The 16,359-nt window shown below is 57.6% G+C and carries 12 protein-coding genes; 6 read left to right on the plus strand and 6 right to left on the minus strand.

The features are described from left to right. Positions 1-14 precede the first annotated feature (14 nt). Positions 15-1,055: an aldo/keto reductase gene (locus OKF39_RS07920; RefSeq protein ID WP_479983650.1), complete on the plus strand. Its 1,041-nt coding sequence runs from the start codon at positions 15-17 to the stop codon at positions 1,053-1,055. A gap of 98 nt (positions 1,056-1,153) precedes the next feature. Here the strand turns inward: OKF39_RS07920 and OKF39_RS07925 are convergent, their stop codons facing one another. Continuing rightward, a complete protein-coding gene (locus OKF39_RS07925; protein WP_080472188.1) occupies positions 1,154-2,257 on the minus strand; it encodes a succinylglutamate desuccinylase/aspartoacylase family protein in 1,104 nt (367 codons plus the stop codon). A 298-nt stretch (positions 2,258-2,555) separates the two neighbouring features. Here OKF39_RS07925 and OKF39_RS07930 point away from each other — a divergent pair, with 298 nt between their 5' ends. Genes OKF39_RS07930 through OKF39_RS07940 form a run of 3 tightly spaced genes read left to right on the plus strand, consistent with a single transcriptional unit; the run spans position 2,556 to position 6,038 of the window. After that, positions 2,556-3,932 (plus strand): glycoside hydrolase family 1 protein, encoded by a 1,377-nt coding sequence (locus OKF39_RS07930; protein WP_049136955.1) that lies wholly within the window; start codon positions 2,556-2,558, stop codon positions 3,930-3,932. Between the two features lie 51 nt (positions 3,933-3,983). Next, entirely contained in the window at positions 3,984-5,306 is a 1,323-nt protein-coding gene (locus OKF39_RS07935; RefSeq protein ID WP_479983651.1) for a PTS sugar transporter subunit IIC, read from the plus strand. Positions 5,307-5,321: 15 nt separating this feature from the next. Then, a complete protein-coding gene (locus OKF39_RS07940) occupies positions 5,322-6,038 on the plus strand; it encodes a GntR family transcriptional regulator (RefSeq protein WP_025912880.1) in 717 nt (238 codons plus the stop codon). A gap of 41 nt (positions 6,039-6,079) precedes the next feature. Here OKF39_RS07940 and ldtB read toward each other — a convergent pair whose 3' ends face one another. After that, the gene (ldtB, locus tag OKF39_RS07945; RefSeq protein WP_008501186.1) at positions 6,080-7,000 is read right to left on the minus strand and encodes a L,D-transpeptidase; all 921 of its coding nucleotides are present in this window, start codon (positions 6,998-7,000) and stop codon (positions 6,080-6,082) included. A gap of 222 nt (positions 7,001-7,222) precedes the next feature. Between ldtB and OKF39_RS07950 the strand changes: the two genes are divergently transcribed. Further along, positions 7,223-8,818 (plus strand): ABC-F family ATPase, encoded by a 1,596-nt coding sequence (locus tag OKF39_RS07950; protein ID WP_047368156.1) that lies wholly within the window; start codon positions 7,223-7,225, stop codon positions 8,816-8,818. 186 nt (positions 8,819-9,004) lie between these two features. Here OKF39_RS07950 and OKF39_RS07955 read toward each other — a convergent pair whose 3' ends face one another. Together OKF39_RS07955 and OKF39_RS07960 are read right to left on the minus strand one after the other, a co-directional pair. Then, the gene (locus OKF39_RS07955; RefSeq protein WP_479983652.1) at positions 9,005-11,368 is read right to left on the minus strand and encodes a glycoside hydrolase family 31 protein; all 2,364 of its coding nucleotides are present in this window, start codon (positions 11,366-11,368) and stop codon (positions 9,005-9,007) included. A gap of 17 nt (positions 11,369-11,385) precedes the next feature. Continuing rightward, positions 11,386-12,687, minus strand: coding sequence for an MFS transporter (locus tag OKF39_RS07960; RefSeq protein WP_045259975.1), 1,302 nt, complete (start codon positions 12,685-12,687; stop codon positions 11,386-11,388). A 288-nt stretch (positions 12,688-12,975) separates the two neighbouring features. Here OKF39_RS07960 and OKF39_RS07965 point away from each other — a divergent pair, with 288 nt between their 5' ends. Next, positions 12,976-14,049 (plus strand): LacI family DNA-binding transcriptional regulator, encoded by a 1,074-nt coding sequence (locus OKF39_RS07965; RefSeq protein WP_045259976.1) that lies wholly within the window; start codon positions 12,976-12,978, stop codon positions 14,047-14,049. On the opposite strand, the gene OKF39_RS07970 is transcribed toward OKF39_RS07965, so the two are convergent. Further along, a complete protein-coding gene (locus OKF39_RS07970) occupies positions 14,046-15,302 on the minus strand; it encodes a DUF1479 domain-containing protein (protein ID WP_479983653.1) in 1,257 nt (418 codons plus the stop codon). The two genes, OKF39_RS07965 and OKF39_RS07970, sit on opposite strands and share 4 nt — an antisense overlap. A gap of 149 nt (positions 15,303-15,451) precedes the next feature. Further along, complete coding sequence (locus OKF39_RS07975; protein ID WP_479983654.1) at positions 15,452-16,267, minus strand: Cof-type HAD-IIB family hydrolase; 816 nt, start codon at positions 16,265-16,267, stop codon at positions 15,452-15,454. Between the last annotated feature and the right edge of the window lie 92 nt (positions 16,268-16,359).

Raw genomic sequence — 16,359 nt, forward strand, 5'->3', positions numbered from 1 at the left:
GCGAGGATTATCTTATGCGTTATCAAAAACTGGGCAACACCGGTCTGTTCGTTTCTGAACTGTGCCTCGGCACCATGACCTTCGGCGGAGAAGGCGGCATGTGGGGCAAGATTGGTCAGCTCCAGCAGAGCGAAGCAGAACAGCTGGTGGGCCGTGCGCTGGATGCCGGGATCAACTTTATCGATACCGCGGACGTTTACTCGGAAGGGCGCTCGGAGGTGATCCTCGGGCAGGCGCTGAAAAATCTCAACGTCCCGCGCGAGAATGTGGTGGTTGCCACCAAGGTGTTCGGCGAAACGGGCACTGCGGGGGTGAACTCGCGCGGCAGCTCGCGCTATCACATCATCAGCAGCGTGAAGGAGAGCCTGCGCCGCCTGCAGCTCGATCATATCGATCTCTATCAGCTTCACGGTTTCGATCCGGCCACGCCGATTGAGGAGACGCTGTATGCGCTGGATAACCTGGTGCAGCACGGCCACGTGCGCTACATCGGCGTCTCGAACTGGGCGGCGTGGCAGATAGCCAAAGCGCTGGGTATTTCCGAGCGACTCGGGCTGGCGCGTTTCGCATCCCTCCAGGCGTATTACACCATCGCCGGGCGCGATCTTGAGCGCGAGCTGGTGCCGATGATGCAGAGCGAAGGTGTCGGGCTGATGGTCTGGAGCCCGCTGGCGGGCGGCCTGCTGAGCGGAAAATATGGTCGCGACGGGCAGAGCGAAGCCGGTAGCCGCCGTCTGGCGTTCGACTTCCCGCCGGTGGACAAAGATCGCGCCTTTGACTGCGTGGACGTGATGCGCGTGATTGCCGAAAGCAAGGGCGCCTCCGTGGCGCAAATCGCGCTGGCGTGGCTGCTGCACCAGAAAGCGGTGACCAGCGTCATCATTGGCGCGAAGCGCGTCGATCAGCTTGACGATAACATTGCTGCCACCGGGATCCGCTTAAGCGAAGACGAGCTTAAACAGCTGGATGCCGTCAGCGCGCTGCCGCGTGAATATCCGGGCTGGATGCTGGAGCGTCAGGGGGAGTATCGTCGCAATCAGCTTGCGCAACAATAACGCTCCTCATCCCCGGCGGCGCTTCGCCTGCCGGGGATGATATCGAAGAAATGGCGATAAGCTGCTTTTGCCGATTCAACGATGGGCTGTGGCGGTAATCAGCAGCCGTCTTTGCAGGTTGCGGCTGGGTTTTGCTCAAGGACTCTTACCAGCAGGGCTCGGGGCTCTCTGACCACATCTGTTCCAATTGCCAGTACTTTGCCGTCCCTTTCCGCTGAATACTTCGCGACAACATCACCGAAAGCATTTCGCTGCAGGGCGACCTCTTGTCCTGCTTTTACCGTGTCGCCGGGTTTAACGAAAACTTCCGCAAACCCACCCGTAGTTGCTCGTATGGAACTGATAGCATTACCAATATACGTTTTATTGCTGCTGGCGGTTGCGCCGATTTTGCCTTCAATCACCTTGTAATGGATCAGTACATTGAGGGCACCCTCTACACCCCGGGCAATCATATCCTGCTGGTAAATCCTTGGCTCTCCCGTCTCGGCCGTTATCGCCGGGATACCATTTTGAATAAAGGTGGTTTCCATTGAGCCGGCTTCGCCGGGGTCTTTCTTAATTTGATCTGCCGGAAAAAGTTCCGCAATTGTCCGGGCGTCCGCATTGCGGTAGTCGGCATAAATGAACAGCGGATAAGCCGTTCCGGTAGACTGGGTGTGATAGTCAATCGCCAGGTCGACATTCCCCTTGTAAACCTTGTTCCACATCATCCATGCTTGACGCTCAGCAGGGTTACCCGTTTCTTTTCCTGGATGGACGCGGTTGTAGTCGATCGTTTCACCCCCATCGGTTGAAACAGACCATGTCCGGGAGACTCTCTCAAGGCCAGAACGGTTTGGGCCAATGATGCCAATAACGCTGCCGTTCATTTTTTCGGGGTCCAGTTGTTCCATCACTTTTTGTACGATGCGCACACCGTTTAGCTCATCCCCGTGGACGCCCGCCTGCAAAAGGACTTTCTTCCCGTCCGTTTTCCCTTTTGCCACCATTATGGGTACATACCAGCGCTGTCCCGTTCCTGTCTCAACCCCCTCGAACATGAAGCGATGTTGTCCGGCTGGCAGGTCTGATACATCCAGCGTAGAGATAACCGGCACTCCCTGCACTTTATCACCCGTATACACCGTTGCCGCGTGAGTCATTGAGCCGGGCAACGCTAAGCTAAGAGCGAATGCGATACGGCGAGTAGATATCTTCATGAGCGTCATTTTCCATTTGATAGGGTTGAGATTTTTATGTTCCGGCCGGAGCCGTGGTTGGTGCGCATTAAGTTAATAATGATTTTATGAGGCCAGCCAGTGGCACGAGCAGGAAATGTGATTCTGCATAGGCTAATGCTCAGGCCTAAATAACAGGATTTCGTTATCCATTTTTCCTGCTCAGCGCTTCTTTCCGACATTCCTCACAAAAAACGATCCTCCCCTTTGATCGAAATTTCATCTTCGCCTATATGACTAGTCATGAGATTTTAAATGACTAGTCATATAGGGAGAGAGCATGAACAATTCACTGCCGGCCAACTTTTTATGGGGCAACTCGGTGTCCAGCATGCAGACGGAAGGGGCCTGGAACGAGGGTGGGAAGGGGATGTCGGTGTACGACATTCGTGAGGCCGGGGAAAACGTCTCCGACTGGAAGGTGGCGACCGACTCCTACCACCGCTACCGGGAAGATTTCGACCTGATGCAGGATCTGGGCATGAACTGCTACCGCTTCCAGATCTCCTGGAGCCGCGTCTGCCCGCAGGGCGACGGCGCGTTCAACGACGAGGGCATCGCCTTTTACGACCGCTTTATTGACGATCTCATCGCCCGCGGCATCGAGCCGATGGTCTGCCTCTACCACTTCGACATGCCGCTGGCGCTGGCGCAGGAGTACAACGGCTTCAACGATCGCCGCGTGGTGGAGGCTTTTATCCGCTATGGCAAAAAGATGATCGACTGCTTCGGCGACCGGGTAAAGTACTGGCTGACCTTTAACGAGCAGAACATCTTCCATATGCCGGAAGCGTTCCGCATTTCCGGCTATATGAAAGGCGAGAAAACCCTGCGAGAGCTGTATGAGCTTCAGCATCATGCGATGGTGGCGCACATGTCGCTGACCGAATACCTGCACCAGACTAAGCCAGGCCAGCTAATGGGCGGCATGCTGGCGCACCAGCTGATCTACCCGGCCACCTGCAAGCCGCGCGATATCTTCTGCGCCCAGCAGTATGACGAATTCCTCAACCAGAACCTGCTGCGCGTCTTTGCCGGTCAGGGCTACAGCCCGGCGGTGATGGCGGTGGTGGAGCAGGAGGGCTTTGGTGATATCTATCGCGCCGACGATCTCGCTCTGTTTGCCCGCACGAAAAATGACTTTATGGCCTTCAGCTACTACGCCAGCAAAACGCTGGACAGCGATGCGATCCCGGAAGGCACGCCGGTCAACTATTACCTGCTGCACGGTGAGAAAAATAACCCCTACCTGAAAGCCACCGAGTGGAACTGGCAGATCGACCCGCTCGGTTTTCGCACCATCATCACGCGTTATGCCAACGACTGGCGCATGCCGGTCTTCCCGATTGAAAACGGTATTGGGGTGATTGAGTCCTGGGACGGGGTTAACCCGATTGAGGACACCTACCGCATCGACTACCACCGGGCGCATATCGAGGCCATGAAGGAAGCCATGTTCGAGGATGGCGCAGAGGTCATTGGCTATCTCGGCTGGGGGTTAATTGACATTCTCAGCTCGCAGGGGGACATGCGTAAGCGCTACGGTGTGGTCTATGTCAACCGCGAGAATCACGACCTGAAAGACCTTAAGCGCGTGCCGAAGAAGAGCTACGCGTGGTTAAAACAGGTTATCCATACCAACGGACGCGAGATGTAAGCCGTACGCTGCCGGGCCGTTTTTGTGACTGATTGATGGGAACACTCCGCTATGTCTGAAGCAAAAATAACACCGCACATGCAGTCTTTTGTCGACAAATTTGTTGAGTTCTCGGCGCGCCTGGCAAACCAGGTGCACCTGCGATCCCTGCGCGACGCCTTTGCCACGGTGATGCCGATTTTCATCCTCGCCGGTCTGGCGGTGCTGGTGAACAACGTGGTGTTCCCGTGGATTTTTGAGGGCGACACGCTCACACAGTTTAAGGTGTGGGGCGAGGCGATTATTAACGGCACGCTGAACATCGCCGCGCTGCTGCTGGCGCCGATGATTGCCTGGTCGCTGGCGCGCAACAAAGATTTCGACAATCCGGTCTCGGCAGTGGTTATCGCCGTCAGCAGCTTTATCATCATGATGCCGATGCGCTTACAGGTTACGCCCGTTGGCAGCGACGCTGCGGTCAGCGTGACGCAGGTGCTGACGTTCGCCAATATCGGCTCCACCGGGATTTTTGCCGGGGTGCTGATTGGGCTGCTCTCAACCGAGCTGTTCATCGCCATTTCGCGGCTGAAGGCGCTGCACATTTCGCTGGGGGAAAACGTGCCCCCGGCGGTGAGCAAATCCTTTACCGCGCTGATCCCAACCATTCTTACCTTGTCGGTGTTCGCCGTGCTGACGGCGCTGCTGGCGAACGTGCTGCATACGGATCTGATCCATCTCATTACGACCTTTATCCAGCAGCCGCTGCGGCTGATCAACACCAGCCTGCCGGGGACGATTTTCATCTACAGCTTCGGCAACTTCCTGTTCACGCTCGGTATTCATCAGTCGGTGGTCAACAGCGTGGTGCTGGAGCCGTTTCTGCTGATCAACACCAACGAGAACATGCTGGCCTTCGCCAACGGTCAGCCGATCCCGCACATCATCAACAACATTTTCGTGCCGACGTTTGGCATGGTGGGCGGTACGGGCAGCACGATCTCGCTGCTGATCGCCATCTTTATCTTCTCGCGGCAACAATCGGCGAAGCAGGTGGCGCGTCTGTCGCTGGCGCCGGGCCTGTTCAACATCAACGAGCCGGTGATTTTCGGCCTGCCGATCGTCTTTAACCTGCCGCTGATGATCCCGTTTGTGCTGCTGCCCGCCATCGGCATTTACTTCGCCTGGCTCTGCACCACGCTGGGGTTAATGTCCCGCTGCGTGGTGATGATCCCGTGGACCACGCCGCCGATCCTCAGCGCCTGGCTGGCGACGGCGGGGGACTGGCGCGCCGTGGTGGTCCAGTTGGCAATCATCGTATTTGGTGTATTCTTCTACCTGCCTTTCCTCAAAATTGCCGAGCGAGTGGCCTTGAAAAACAGCGGGATAGAAAACTAACAGAAAGGAAGGACGATGGCGGCGAAGTACATCACCATAGCGCGGGAAATTAAGAAACGCATTATCAGCCAGCAGTACGCCGCCAACGAACCCCTGCCGGACCAGTTTGCACTGGCGGCGGAGTTCAGCACCAGCCGGATGACTATTCAGCAGGCGATGCGCCAGCTGATCGTCGAAGGGCTGGTCTACACCCGTCAGGGGCAGGGGACGTTCATCCGCAAAAACTTCCTCCAGCTCTCGCAGTGGGATCTCTCCGGCAGCGACTACTTTGGCGCGACCAAAACCTGGGCGCATCTGGGCACGGTTACCAGCCAGGTGGTGCATTTCGAACTGCGCTTCCCGAACGAAAAAGAGCAGGCGTCGCTGATGATTAACGCCGATGCGCCGATCTACGACTTCATTCGCCTGCGTTTACTGAACGGCGAACCGATGTCGCTGGATTCCACGGTGATGCCGATGAATCTGGTGCCGGGCCTGACGAAAAACCATCTTGAAGGGTCAGTGTTTCAGTACGTTCAAGAAACCCTGGGGCTGAAAATTATGGGGTCATACCGGGTCGTGCGGGCGCTAAAGCCCAGCGCGCTGGACAGAGAGCATCTGGTCTGTGAGGAAACCGATCCGGTGCTGGAGGTGGAGCAGGTCATTTATCTGGAAGATGGCACGCCGCTGGAGTATGCCCACTGCCACTATCGCTACGACCACGGCGGCATCGTTATCGTAAATAACGGATAAAAAAAAGCGGGCCTCAAGGCCCGCTTTTTTGATGCGCGTGGTTAGTTCAGACGCACCGGCATACCGGAACGGTTCTGAATCGCCTGGTCGACGATGGTGGTTTCCACGTCTGGCTGAGAGGTCACTGACTGCACCGCGCTGTTCAGCGTAATCGGCACGATCTCGTTGTTGTTGATCTGGTCTTCGCTGGTGGAGAGCGGGTTGTGCACTTCGATGTAGCGGCTGCCGTCTGGCTCAGACGTCGCTTTCACCGGTTCGTTGATGAACTGCACGCGCGTACCGACCGGCACGTTTTCGAACAGGAACTTGATGTCGTCGTTACGCAGGCGCACGCAGCCGTGGCTCACGCGCAGGCCGATACCGAAGTTGGCGTTGGTGCCGTGGATGGCGTACAGACGACCAATGTACAGCGCGTACAGGCCCATCGGGTTATCCGGGCCGGCTGGCACAACGGCGGGCAGCGGTTCGCCCGCAGCGATGTATTCCGCGTGCATTTTGGCCGTCGGCGTCCAGGTTGGGCCCGCTTTCTTACGCTCTACTTTGGTGGTCCAGTTCAGAGGGGTGTCTTTGCCCAGCTGGCCGATACCGATTGGCAGCACGATAACGGTGTTGGTGCCTTTCGGGTAGTAATACAGACGCATTTCGGCGCTGTTAATCACGATGCCTTCATGAACGGTATCCGGCAGGATCAGCTGCTGAGGAATATTCAGCACGGTACCTGCTTTTGGCAGATACGGGTCAACGCCCGGGTTCGCTTCCAGCATGTTGGACAGGCCCAGCTGGTACTGCGCGGCGAAATACTCCAGCGGCTGAGAGTTACCCTCAGGCACCGTCACCACCTGGTTTTGACCCACCAGACGGCTTCCGTCTGTCGGCAGGGGATACGTCACCGCAGACGCGGTCTTACAAAAACCTACTACGGCTAACGCCGCCGCAAAAAGCGTTGTTAATTTCATGTTCATGTTGTGCGAGGTATCTAAGCCATTCAGGCGATGAGTTGATAAGTCTGAATCTGTGATGGGAGCGCATTATATGTGCATTCCCGCTAACAGGGAATTCAGATGTGTACGAAATCACATTTTTTTCGATTTTGTTAAAGTTTAGTGGATTGCCGCAACACGGGATCTCAATTCGGAATTGTGGCATAATGCCGTGTTTATCACACTTTTCGCAGGAATCTCTCCGTGTTAGTTACCAGCAACGTCACTATGCAGTTTGGCAGTAAGCCGCTGTTCGAAAACATTTCCGTCAAATTTGGCGGCGGCAACCGTTACGGCCTGATTGGTGCCAACGGTAGCGGAAAATCCACCTTTATGAAGATCCTCGGCGGCGATTTAGAGCCGACGCTGGGCAACGTGTCGCTCGATCCGAACGAGCGTATCGGTAAGCTGCGTCAGGATCAGTTCGCCTTCGAAGAGTTCACCGTGCTCGACACCGTGATCATGGGGCACGCGGAGCTGTGGGAAGTGAAGCAGGAGCGCGATCGTATCTACGGTCTCGCCGAAATGAGCGAAGAAGACGGCTATAAAGTGGCCGATCTGGAAACCCAGTACGGCGAAATGGACGGCTACTCCGCGGAAGCGCGTGCGGGCGAGCTGCTGCTGGGCGTGGGTATTCCGGTTGAACAGCATTACGGCCCGATGAGCGAAGTCGCGCCAGGCTGGAAGCTGCGCGTGCTGCTGGCACAGGCGCTGTTCTCTAACCCGGACATCCTGCTGCTCGACGAACCAACGAACAACCTGGACATCGATACCATCCGCTGGCTGGAGCAGACGCTGAACGACCGCGACAGCACCATGATCATCATCTCGCACGACCGTCACTTCCTGAACATGGTCTGTACGCACATGGCGGATCTGGACTACGGCGAGCTGCGCGTATATCCGGGCAACTACGACGAATACATGACGGCAGCCACCCAGGCGCGTGAACGTCTGCTTGCCGACAACGCTAAGAAGAAAGCTCAGATTGCGGACCTGCAATCCTTCGTGAGCCGCTTCAGCGCTAACGCCTCTAAATCCCGTCAGGCAACATCGCGTGCCCGTCAGATCGACAAAATCAAGCTGGAAGAGGTTAAAGCCTCCAGCCGTCAGAACCCGTTCATTCGCTTTGAGCAGGACAAGAAGCTGTTCCGTAACGCGCTGGAAGTTGAGGCGCTTACCAAAGGCTTTGATGAAGGCCCGCTGTTTAAAAACTTCAACCTTTTGCTGGAAGTGGGTGAGAAGATTGCCATTCTGGGCGCCAACGGCGTGGGTAAATCTACCCTGCTGAAAACCCTGGTGGGTGAACTGCAGCCGGACAACGGCACCGTGAAGTGGTCCGAGAACGCGCAGATTGGCTACTACGCGCAGGATCATGAGTACGAGTTCGAAAATGACCTGACCGTCTTCGACTGGATGAGCCAGTGGAAGCAGGAAGGTGACGACGAGCAGGCGGTGCGCAGCATTCTGGGTCGTCTGCTGTTCAGCCAGGACGACATCAAAAAGCCGGCCAAAGTGCTCTCCGGTGGTGAAAAAGGCCGCATGCTGTTTGGCAAGCTGATGATGGAAAAACCGAACATTCTGGTGATGGACGAACCGACCAACCACCTGGACATGGAATCTATCGAATCGCTGAACATGGCGCTGGAGATGTATCAGGGCACCCTGATCTTCGTCTCTCACGACCGTGAGTTCGTCAGCTCCCTGGCGACCCGCGTGATCGAAATTACGCCAGAGCGCGTGGTGGACTTCAGCGGTAACTACGAAGATTACCTGCGCAGCAAAGGTATCGACGGCTAATTTCCCGTCGTCTTTCACGCTGCAGATGCGTTGGCTGCACCTGTTCACCCCGGTCACTTACTTATGTAAGCTCCCGGGGATTCACAGGTTTGCCGCCTTCCTGCAGCGCGAAATACTTAGGGAAAGGCGTCGTGCCTTTATCCCCTCTCCCTGTGGGAGAGGGCTAGGTGAGGGCATCAGGCCGTACTACACCACCCACTCGCTCCCTTCAACCCCATTCACCCGCAGCGTACGTTTTTCCCCCGCCGGTAACGACACCTTCAGCGCCTTCCACGCCGGACGATAATCTCCGCGCGCGTTGACCTTCAGGTTGATGGTTGCGCCATCACACTCAATTTCCCATTCCACCCACAGCGCATTGCCTTTTTGATAGCCCCAGCTTTCACCGTCGTCCTCAAATAGCAGCCCCGTGGTTGTGCCGACGCCTTTAACCGGGAACAGCTTCAGCTCGCGGGTCGTATCTTTTTCAGCACTAACATGCGTGATGCGCTCGCTAAGCGGCAGACCGGCTCCGGCGCGCACCAGCAGCGGCAGTTTTTCCAGCGGCGCGTCGAGAACGATCGACTGGCCGCCGGCGAACCACGCATGGGTGTAAAAATCGTACCAGCCCGTTTCGTTATCTGGCAGCCAGACGCGGCGCTCGCGCTGCCCGGCTTCGACGACGCTGGCCACCAGCAGGTCGCGGCCCAGCAGGAAGTCATCGCACTCTTCGAAGGTCTGCGCGTCGTGCTCGTGGTCGAGGAAGGTCGGACGCAGCATCGGCTCGTCGTCGGCGTGCGCCTGCCAGAGCAGGGTGTAGAGATACGGCAGCAGGCGGTAGCGCAGCTCAATCGCGCCGCGAATGGCAGGCGTGACGCCCGGATACATCCACGGCTCGTTCACCGTATGGTCATCGTTCCACGAGTGAATGGTAAAGCGCGGATGCATCACGCCGTTCTGCACCCAGCGCACGAACAGCTCGGCGTCCGGCTTGTCGCCGGAGAAACCGCCCACGTCGTGACCGACGTTGAATAATCCGGACAGGCTCATGCCCAGCCCCATGCGGATGTTATAGCGCAGGGTGTCCCAGTTAGTGCGGTTGTCGCCGCTCCAGGTCTGAACGTAGCGCTGCATCCCGGCGCAGCCGGAGCGGGAGATGAGATACGGGCGTTTTTCCGGCGCAAAGCGCTGCTGCGCTTCCAGCGAGGCGCGCATCATCAGCAGCGGCATCACCGGGCGAATGTGCTTGATGGCGATCTCCTTGCCGAAGCCAAAGCAGCGGGCTTCACCGTCCCACACTTCATACTCGTTGTTATCGTTCCAGGTGGAGTCGATGCCCATCTCCAGCAGCTGCGTGGTCACGCCGTTCTGCCACCACTGCACCGTCTGCGGGTTGGTGAAGTCGAGGTGCGAGCCTTCGTCATCCCAGAAGCTGGAACGTTCAGGCGCATCGGTTTCTGAATCACGGATGAACAGGCCGCTCTCCGCCACTTCGTTATAGCGGGGATGATCCTGCAGCAGGCACGGCTTGATATTGGCCGCAAGCTTCAATCCCGCGTCGTGGAAGGCCTGGCTCATCGCCTTCGGCTGCGGCACTTTGTCGTAGTTCCAGTTGAAGACGTAGCGCTTGCCGTTGATGGAGGTATAGCCGGACGAGAGCTGGAACGAATCGCACGGAATGGCGTGCTCTTCGCACAGGCGGATGAAGTTCATCAGCTGGTTTTGCGCGTCCGGTGCGTCGGTGTAGTGCATGGTCGAGCCGCTGTAGCCCAGGCTCCACTTCGGCCCAAACAGCGTTTTCCCGGTCAGGCGCACGAAGGCTTTGGTGACGTCCAGCGCGCGCGCGCCGGTAAAGAGGTAGTAATCAATATCGCCCGCTTCCGCCTGCCAGCGGCGATAGGCGGTGTGATAGTTGTCGATCTCGTTGCCCAGATCCAGCCAGCAGCTGCTCAGGTTGTCGTAGAACAGGCCGTAGCTCACGTCATCGCGGCGGGTGAGGGTAAACGGAATGTGCTTATAAAGCGGATCGGTGCTGGCGGCGTTATAGCCCATGGCGTCCAGGTTGCGCATCTCGTAACGTTTGCCGTTGCGCTGCAGATCGCCCGCTTTCTCACCCAGGCCGTAGAAACGCTCGTCCTTGCGACGGCTCAGATAGTGCGCCACGCCGTCGCCGTGGGCGTTCAGCAGGTAGGCGCTGGTCGGGCGATCCTGGACCAGCGGCTGCCATTCGCCCGCATCATTGCGGTAGTGCCACTCCAGCCACAGGGGCTGGTGGACGGTGACGCGCAGCTGCTCGGTTGCCACCGTCACTGCGTCATCCTGCTGCGTCAGGGTCCAGGCCGGGCAGGAGAAACCGCTCAAGTCGTCACGACGACGGCCTTCCCATGGCACGTCTTGTTCCGGCGCGATGCTCCAGGTGCGGTCCAGCGCCAGCTCGCCTTTGCGCTTAATCAGCACGCGGAACAGGTTCTGTTCCAGCACGTACAGGCACAGGCGGTGCTGATTATCGACCAGCAGCTCCAGATGATTTGCAGACTGCTTATCAACGGTCCAGTTTTTCAGGGTTTTCATATGCAATACATCCACTATCAGGCGCGCTTGGCGCGACGTTCAGCAATAAATGCCACCAGGAAGAGAGCGCCAATCAGGTCAAAGAAGCCCATGGCAATAAAGAGCGGGTTGAAGCCGATTTTGTCGGCGGTCACCCCGATTAATAGCGAGAACAGGAAGCTGGCGATCCACGCCGCCGAGCCGCGCATGCCGTTGACGGTCGCCATCTGGCCTTTGTCGAAGGACTCCACCACCAGCGCGCTCAGCATGCAGGAGATAATCTGGTGCCCGAAGCCGCCGATGGAGATCAGCACGATGGTGATATACGGGTCGCGAGTCACGGCCACGACGGCCAGCGAAATCATCAGAAACGCGCCGGTGACGGAGCTTGCCACCACCGAGTTCACGCGGGAGCAGCCGAACCAGCGGGTGTACAGGCGCGTCAGGTAGCCGCTTGCCACGCTGCCGAGGTCGGCGGCCAGGAAGGGCAGCCAGGCAAACATCGCGATCTGCTTCAAATCCATGCCGTGCTCTTTGGCGAGGTACAGGGGTACCCAGAAGCTCAGCACCGCCCAGGCGGGTTCTGCCATAAAGGCCGGGATGGCGATACCGTAGAAACGTTTGTTTTTTGAGACGGTTTTCAGCGCGGTCAGGAAGGGGAGCTTAACAGCAGGCGGTTCGTTATCCTGCTTGATAAACGCCAGCTCGTCGCGGCTCAGGTTCGGGTGCTGTTCCGGGTTGTGGTAGAACGCCCACCAGAGGATCACCCACAGCAGCGCCAGCACGCCGGTAAACATAAACGCGCCCTGCCAGCCGAACGAGGCGTGAGCAAAGTAGATGATAGGCGGGGCCAGCATCGCGCCGATGGAGAAGCCCACGCCTGCCCAGCCGGCGGCAACGGGACGCTCTGATTTCGGGAACCATTCGCCGATGGTTTTGGCATTCGCTGGCGTGGCGGCAGCTTCGGAAGCACCCATAAAGAAGCGCAGAATCGCCAGGTGCAGCCAGCTTCCGGCGCCCGCGTGGAAGATACACATCAGCGCCCAGATCCCGGCGCAGACCATAAAGCCAATCTTCAGGCCGATAACGTCGATCAGCCAGCCGCACAGGGGCTGGAAAATGGTGTAGGCGATCTGAAACGCGCCGACTATCCAGGAGTACTGCTCGGTGGTGATCCCGAGGCTCTCTTTCAGTTCCGGGGCGAGGATCCCCAGTGAGTTACGGGTGATGTAGTTAACGGTGACGCCAAGTAAAAACAGCACCAGCACGTACCAGCGCAAATTCTTAATGACGCGACGGCTTTTGCTTGTCGCAACGGTGTTATTGATGTCCTGACTCATTTTACTCTCCACAAGACGGACGGTAAGGGGACGGAGGTTCAGGTGTCACACAGATTGTTATGCCTTTGATTTCTATCCGCTTAGAATGCTTAAGTTGCTATACAACTAGTATGGAAGCTGTGTGACAAGTTCACCTTAGGGAAGAAAATGAAAGGGCAAAAGTGGATTTTGTGCAAAATTTCTCATAACTGACGTAAACCCTCTGGCATGATGGTCTTTATGTCAGTTATTGCCTGATGAACACGCTATGAAAATTTTTTCATTTCGCAAGTGGAGCCAGATCACAAAATGGACAAAAGGCTAAAAATCACCGAAATCGCCGCCCGTACCCAGCTCTCCATCAGTACGGTTTCCCGTGTGCTGGCAGGCAAAGCGAATACCAGCGAAAAGGCGCGGGCTAAGGTGCTGGCGTGCGCGCGGGAGCTGGGGGTAATGGACGGCATGGCGGCGGGGCGTCTGCTGCTTAACAGCCTGGTGGTTTTTGCCCCTCAGCGTGCCTTCGACGAGCGGTCCGACATCTTTTACTACCGCGTGATCCAGAGCGTGAGCAAAGGGCTTGCCTCGCACGAGGTTCGGCTGCGCTACTGCGCGCTGGAGGAGAACGACAGCGACGCCCAGATTTTTCTGGCACGCATGAACGAGCCGGATACCCAGGCGGCCATTCTGCTCGGTATCGACGATCCGCATATCCACGATCTGGCGGTGGATGTGGGGAAACCCTGCATGCTGATTAACTGCCGGGACCGCCGCATGCGCCTGCCTGCCGTTGCCCCGGATCACCGTGCGATTGGCGAGCGGGCGGCGGAGTACCTGTTCGAGATGGGGCACCGCGAGGTGATGAACGTGCTGTGCCTGCGTCGCTACACCATGGAGCTGCGCCTGGCGGGGATCCGCGACGCGTGGCAGTCCCACAACCTGGCGTTCAAGGACAAGCGCGATCTGCTGGTGGTGCCAAGCTTCAGCGCCAGAGAGACGGAGCAACTGGTGAGCGAGTGGCTTAACCAACAGAAGGGAAAAGACCTGCCGACGGCGTTCCTGGTAGGCGGGGACTTTATGGCGGCAGGCACCATCAGCGCGCTGCAAAATCACGGTCTGCGCGTGCCGCAGGACGTCTCGGTGATGAGCATTGACGGCTTTAATCTGGCGGCGATTCAGGATGTGCCCTTAACGGCGGTGCATGTTCCCCGCGACGAGCTGGGAACGGAAGCGGTGCATATGCTCCAGCAGCGGCTGATGCGCCCGGATGCCCCGGTAGGAACATTGCTGCTGAACGGTACGCTGGCCGTGCGGGAATCGGTACGGCGGATACGTCAGGGGAAACGACGCACCGCCGTGGAGCGGGAAGGGCTGTACGACAGTTAAGCCATGCCCAGCGCGCGCTTGCCGTGGATATTGAGATCGTTCACGGTAAAACGGTCCTGCCAGCTTTTTTCATAATCCTCGCGCGGGAAGTCTCCCGGCGACGCGCCGGTCTCCAGCGCTTCCTTGACCTTCTTCGCGTAGGCGAGGTTCTTCTCGCACATTGGCGCGGCGGGGATGTACATCACATTGCCCCAGCCCTGCTGATTTTCCACCGGCGCGACGGAGTGGATCACGTCGCAGTGCCACCACACGGAATCACCGGCTTCCAGCGCCGGAATACTGGTCAATGCTTCGACAAGCAGCGGGTGCCACTTCTCGGAAATCGGCAGCACGCGCCCCGGCGCCACGCCGCAGAGTTCGTCTTCCGGCACGTCGTCCAGCAGCGGACGCAGCAGAATGTAGGCCATTGCTTCCGGGATCGGCACCACGTGCAGCAGCCCCTGGCCGGGGATCATGTCCGACAGCGCCGTCCAGCCCTGGAAGGTGCGGAACACCGAGCACTTGGTGGTGTTATCCACGGTGTATTCTTCCACTTCAGTACGGTGCGCGGCGTTCCACGGATCGTATTTCTCAACGTTGCCGTCAAACACGCGGGCAAACACCTGCTGGTAAGCCGGCAGCAGCCAGCGCTCCAGCGCGCCGGAATCGGTATGCGCCCCCAGCCCTTTTGAAGTGGTTCCCGGCGGGCGGCGGCGAATGCGGTCCGGATAAATCACGCTCACGTCAGGGTTAAACCACTGCTTGCCGTTGCTCTCGAATGTCCATAAACGGTTCAGGAACGACTGCACCTGCGCCATCGCTTCACTCTGGCGCGCCTGCATTTGCGCCTGGGACCAGTAGATCGGGTAAATCTCCGGACGGGAGGCGGTTAAGGTGCCGAAGAAGTTGTCGCCCGGCCCTTTGTATACCTCGTCAAACTTGTTCAGATCGAGGTAGTCGAGCATCGACCGATCCCACGCCAGCGCCTGCTCGCGGGGGAAGTGACCTTTAATCACCGCGCAGCCGCGGCGCTTAACGGCCTCGCGCTGAGCGTCGGTAATCGTGCCGTTTTGCACATCTGCAAACGGAATCACCGGCCAGACGGATTCGCCTTTATTTTTCAGGGCGTTTATCTCCGCCACGCGGGTGGCGATTTTATCGCTGAGCTTGTCGAACACCGCCTGCACGTCGCCGATCTGCGCGCGTAACTCACGTTTTAACTGACGGATTGCCGCTTTGTGGTCCGCTGGCAAGGTTTCACTGGTAAAGGTCATAACTGCCTCGTATCTTTCATTCGAAAGTAAAAATGTCTACAAGTGATACTTTAAGTTAAAAATAGGTTAATGCAAGTTTAAAAACTTGACGCAAGCCACAGGTCGGAAAAAGAGTGAGAGGCCGGAGCGGGGCTCCGGCGAGGAAAGGATCAGACGTCGAAAGGAGAGTGGTTGTCGAGCACGGCCTGAATGACGTTCAGCGCGCCCTGATGGTTGTTATCGTCGGTGCTGTAGCGGCTAATGTCTTTAATGCTCTGCGCCGCGTTGCCCATCGCAAAAGAGTATTTCACCAGCTTCAGCATCTCGGCATCGTTGCCGCTGTCGCCAATGCCGACGCACTCCTGCGGGGAGATTTTCCAGCGTTTCAGCAGGCGGCTAATGCCGTTGGCTTTGTGCAGGCCGGGGATAATCAAATCGACAAAACCGAAACCGCTGGTGACCGGCTTCATGATGCCGTCCAGGGAGACGTGCAGTTTATCGACCAGGTTCGGGATATCGCTGTCCGGCAGGTTCAGGGAGAACTTAAACAGCACGTCGTCGATTTCGCGGTAATCGCTGATGCGTTTTAAGCGGTGATAGTGCTTTGACATCAGCGCCACGAAGGCGTCTGGGGCGTTGTCGCTGACGTAGGCGCTCTCCAGACCGCAGGCTACAAAGTTCAGCCCTTCGTCTTTCAGCAGTTCGCCAATAACGATCTGCGACTCATGGCGGGTCAGCTCGCCGTGGAAAACCTGTTCGCCGTGGTCAAACACCAGCGCGCCGTTCTCCGCCACGAAGGAGATCTGCTCTTTCAGCTCGGGGAAGAAGGAGATGAGCTGGTAATACTGGTTGCCGCTGGCGACAACGAATTCAATATCGCGGGATTTAAGCTGCTCAAACTGTGCCTGGAAGCGGTCACGATCGTACTGCTTGGCATCATCAAGGAAAGTTCCGTCCATATCGGTGACGATAACTTTAACGGTCATACTGTGCTCCTGGGTCACTGCGTTTTGAAACATTCTAATAACAAGGTGACGGGGAGCACAAATTTAATTTCATTCGAAAGTAAAAGCAAAAC

The sequence above is a fragment of the Enterobacter cloacae complex sp. HYC042_NIDB genome (assembly GCF_056673315.1).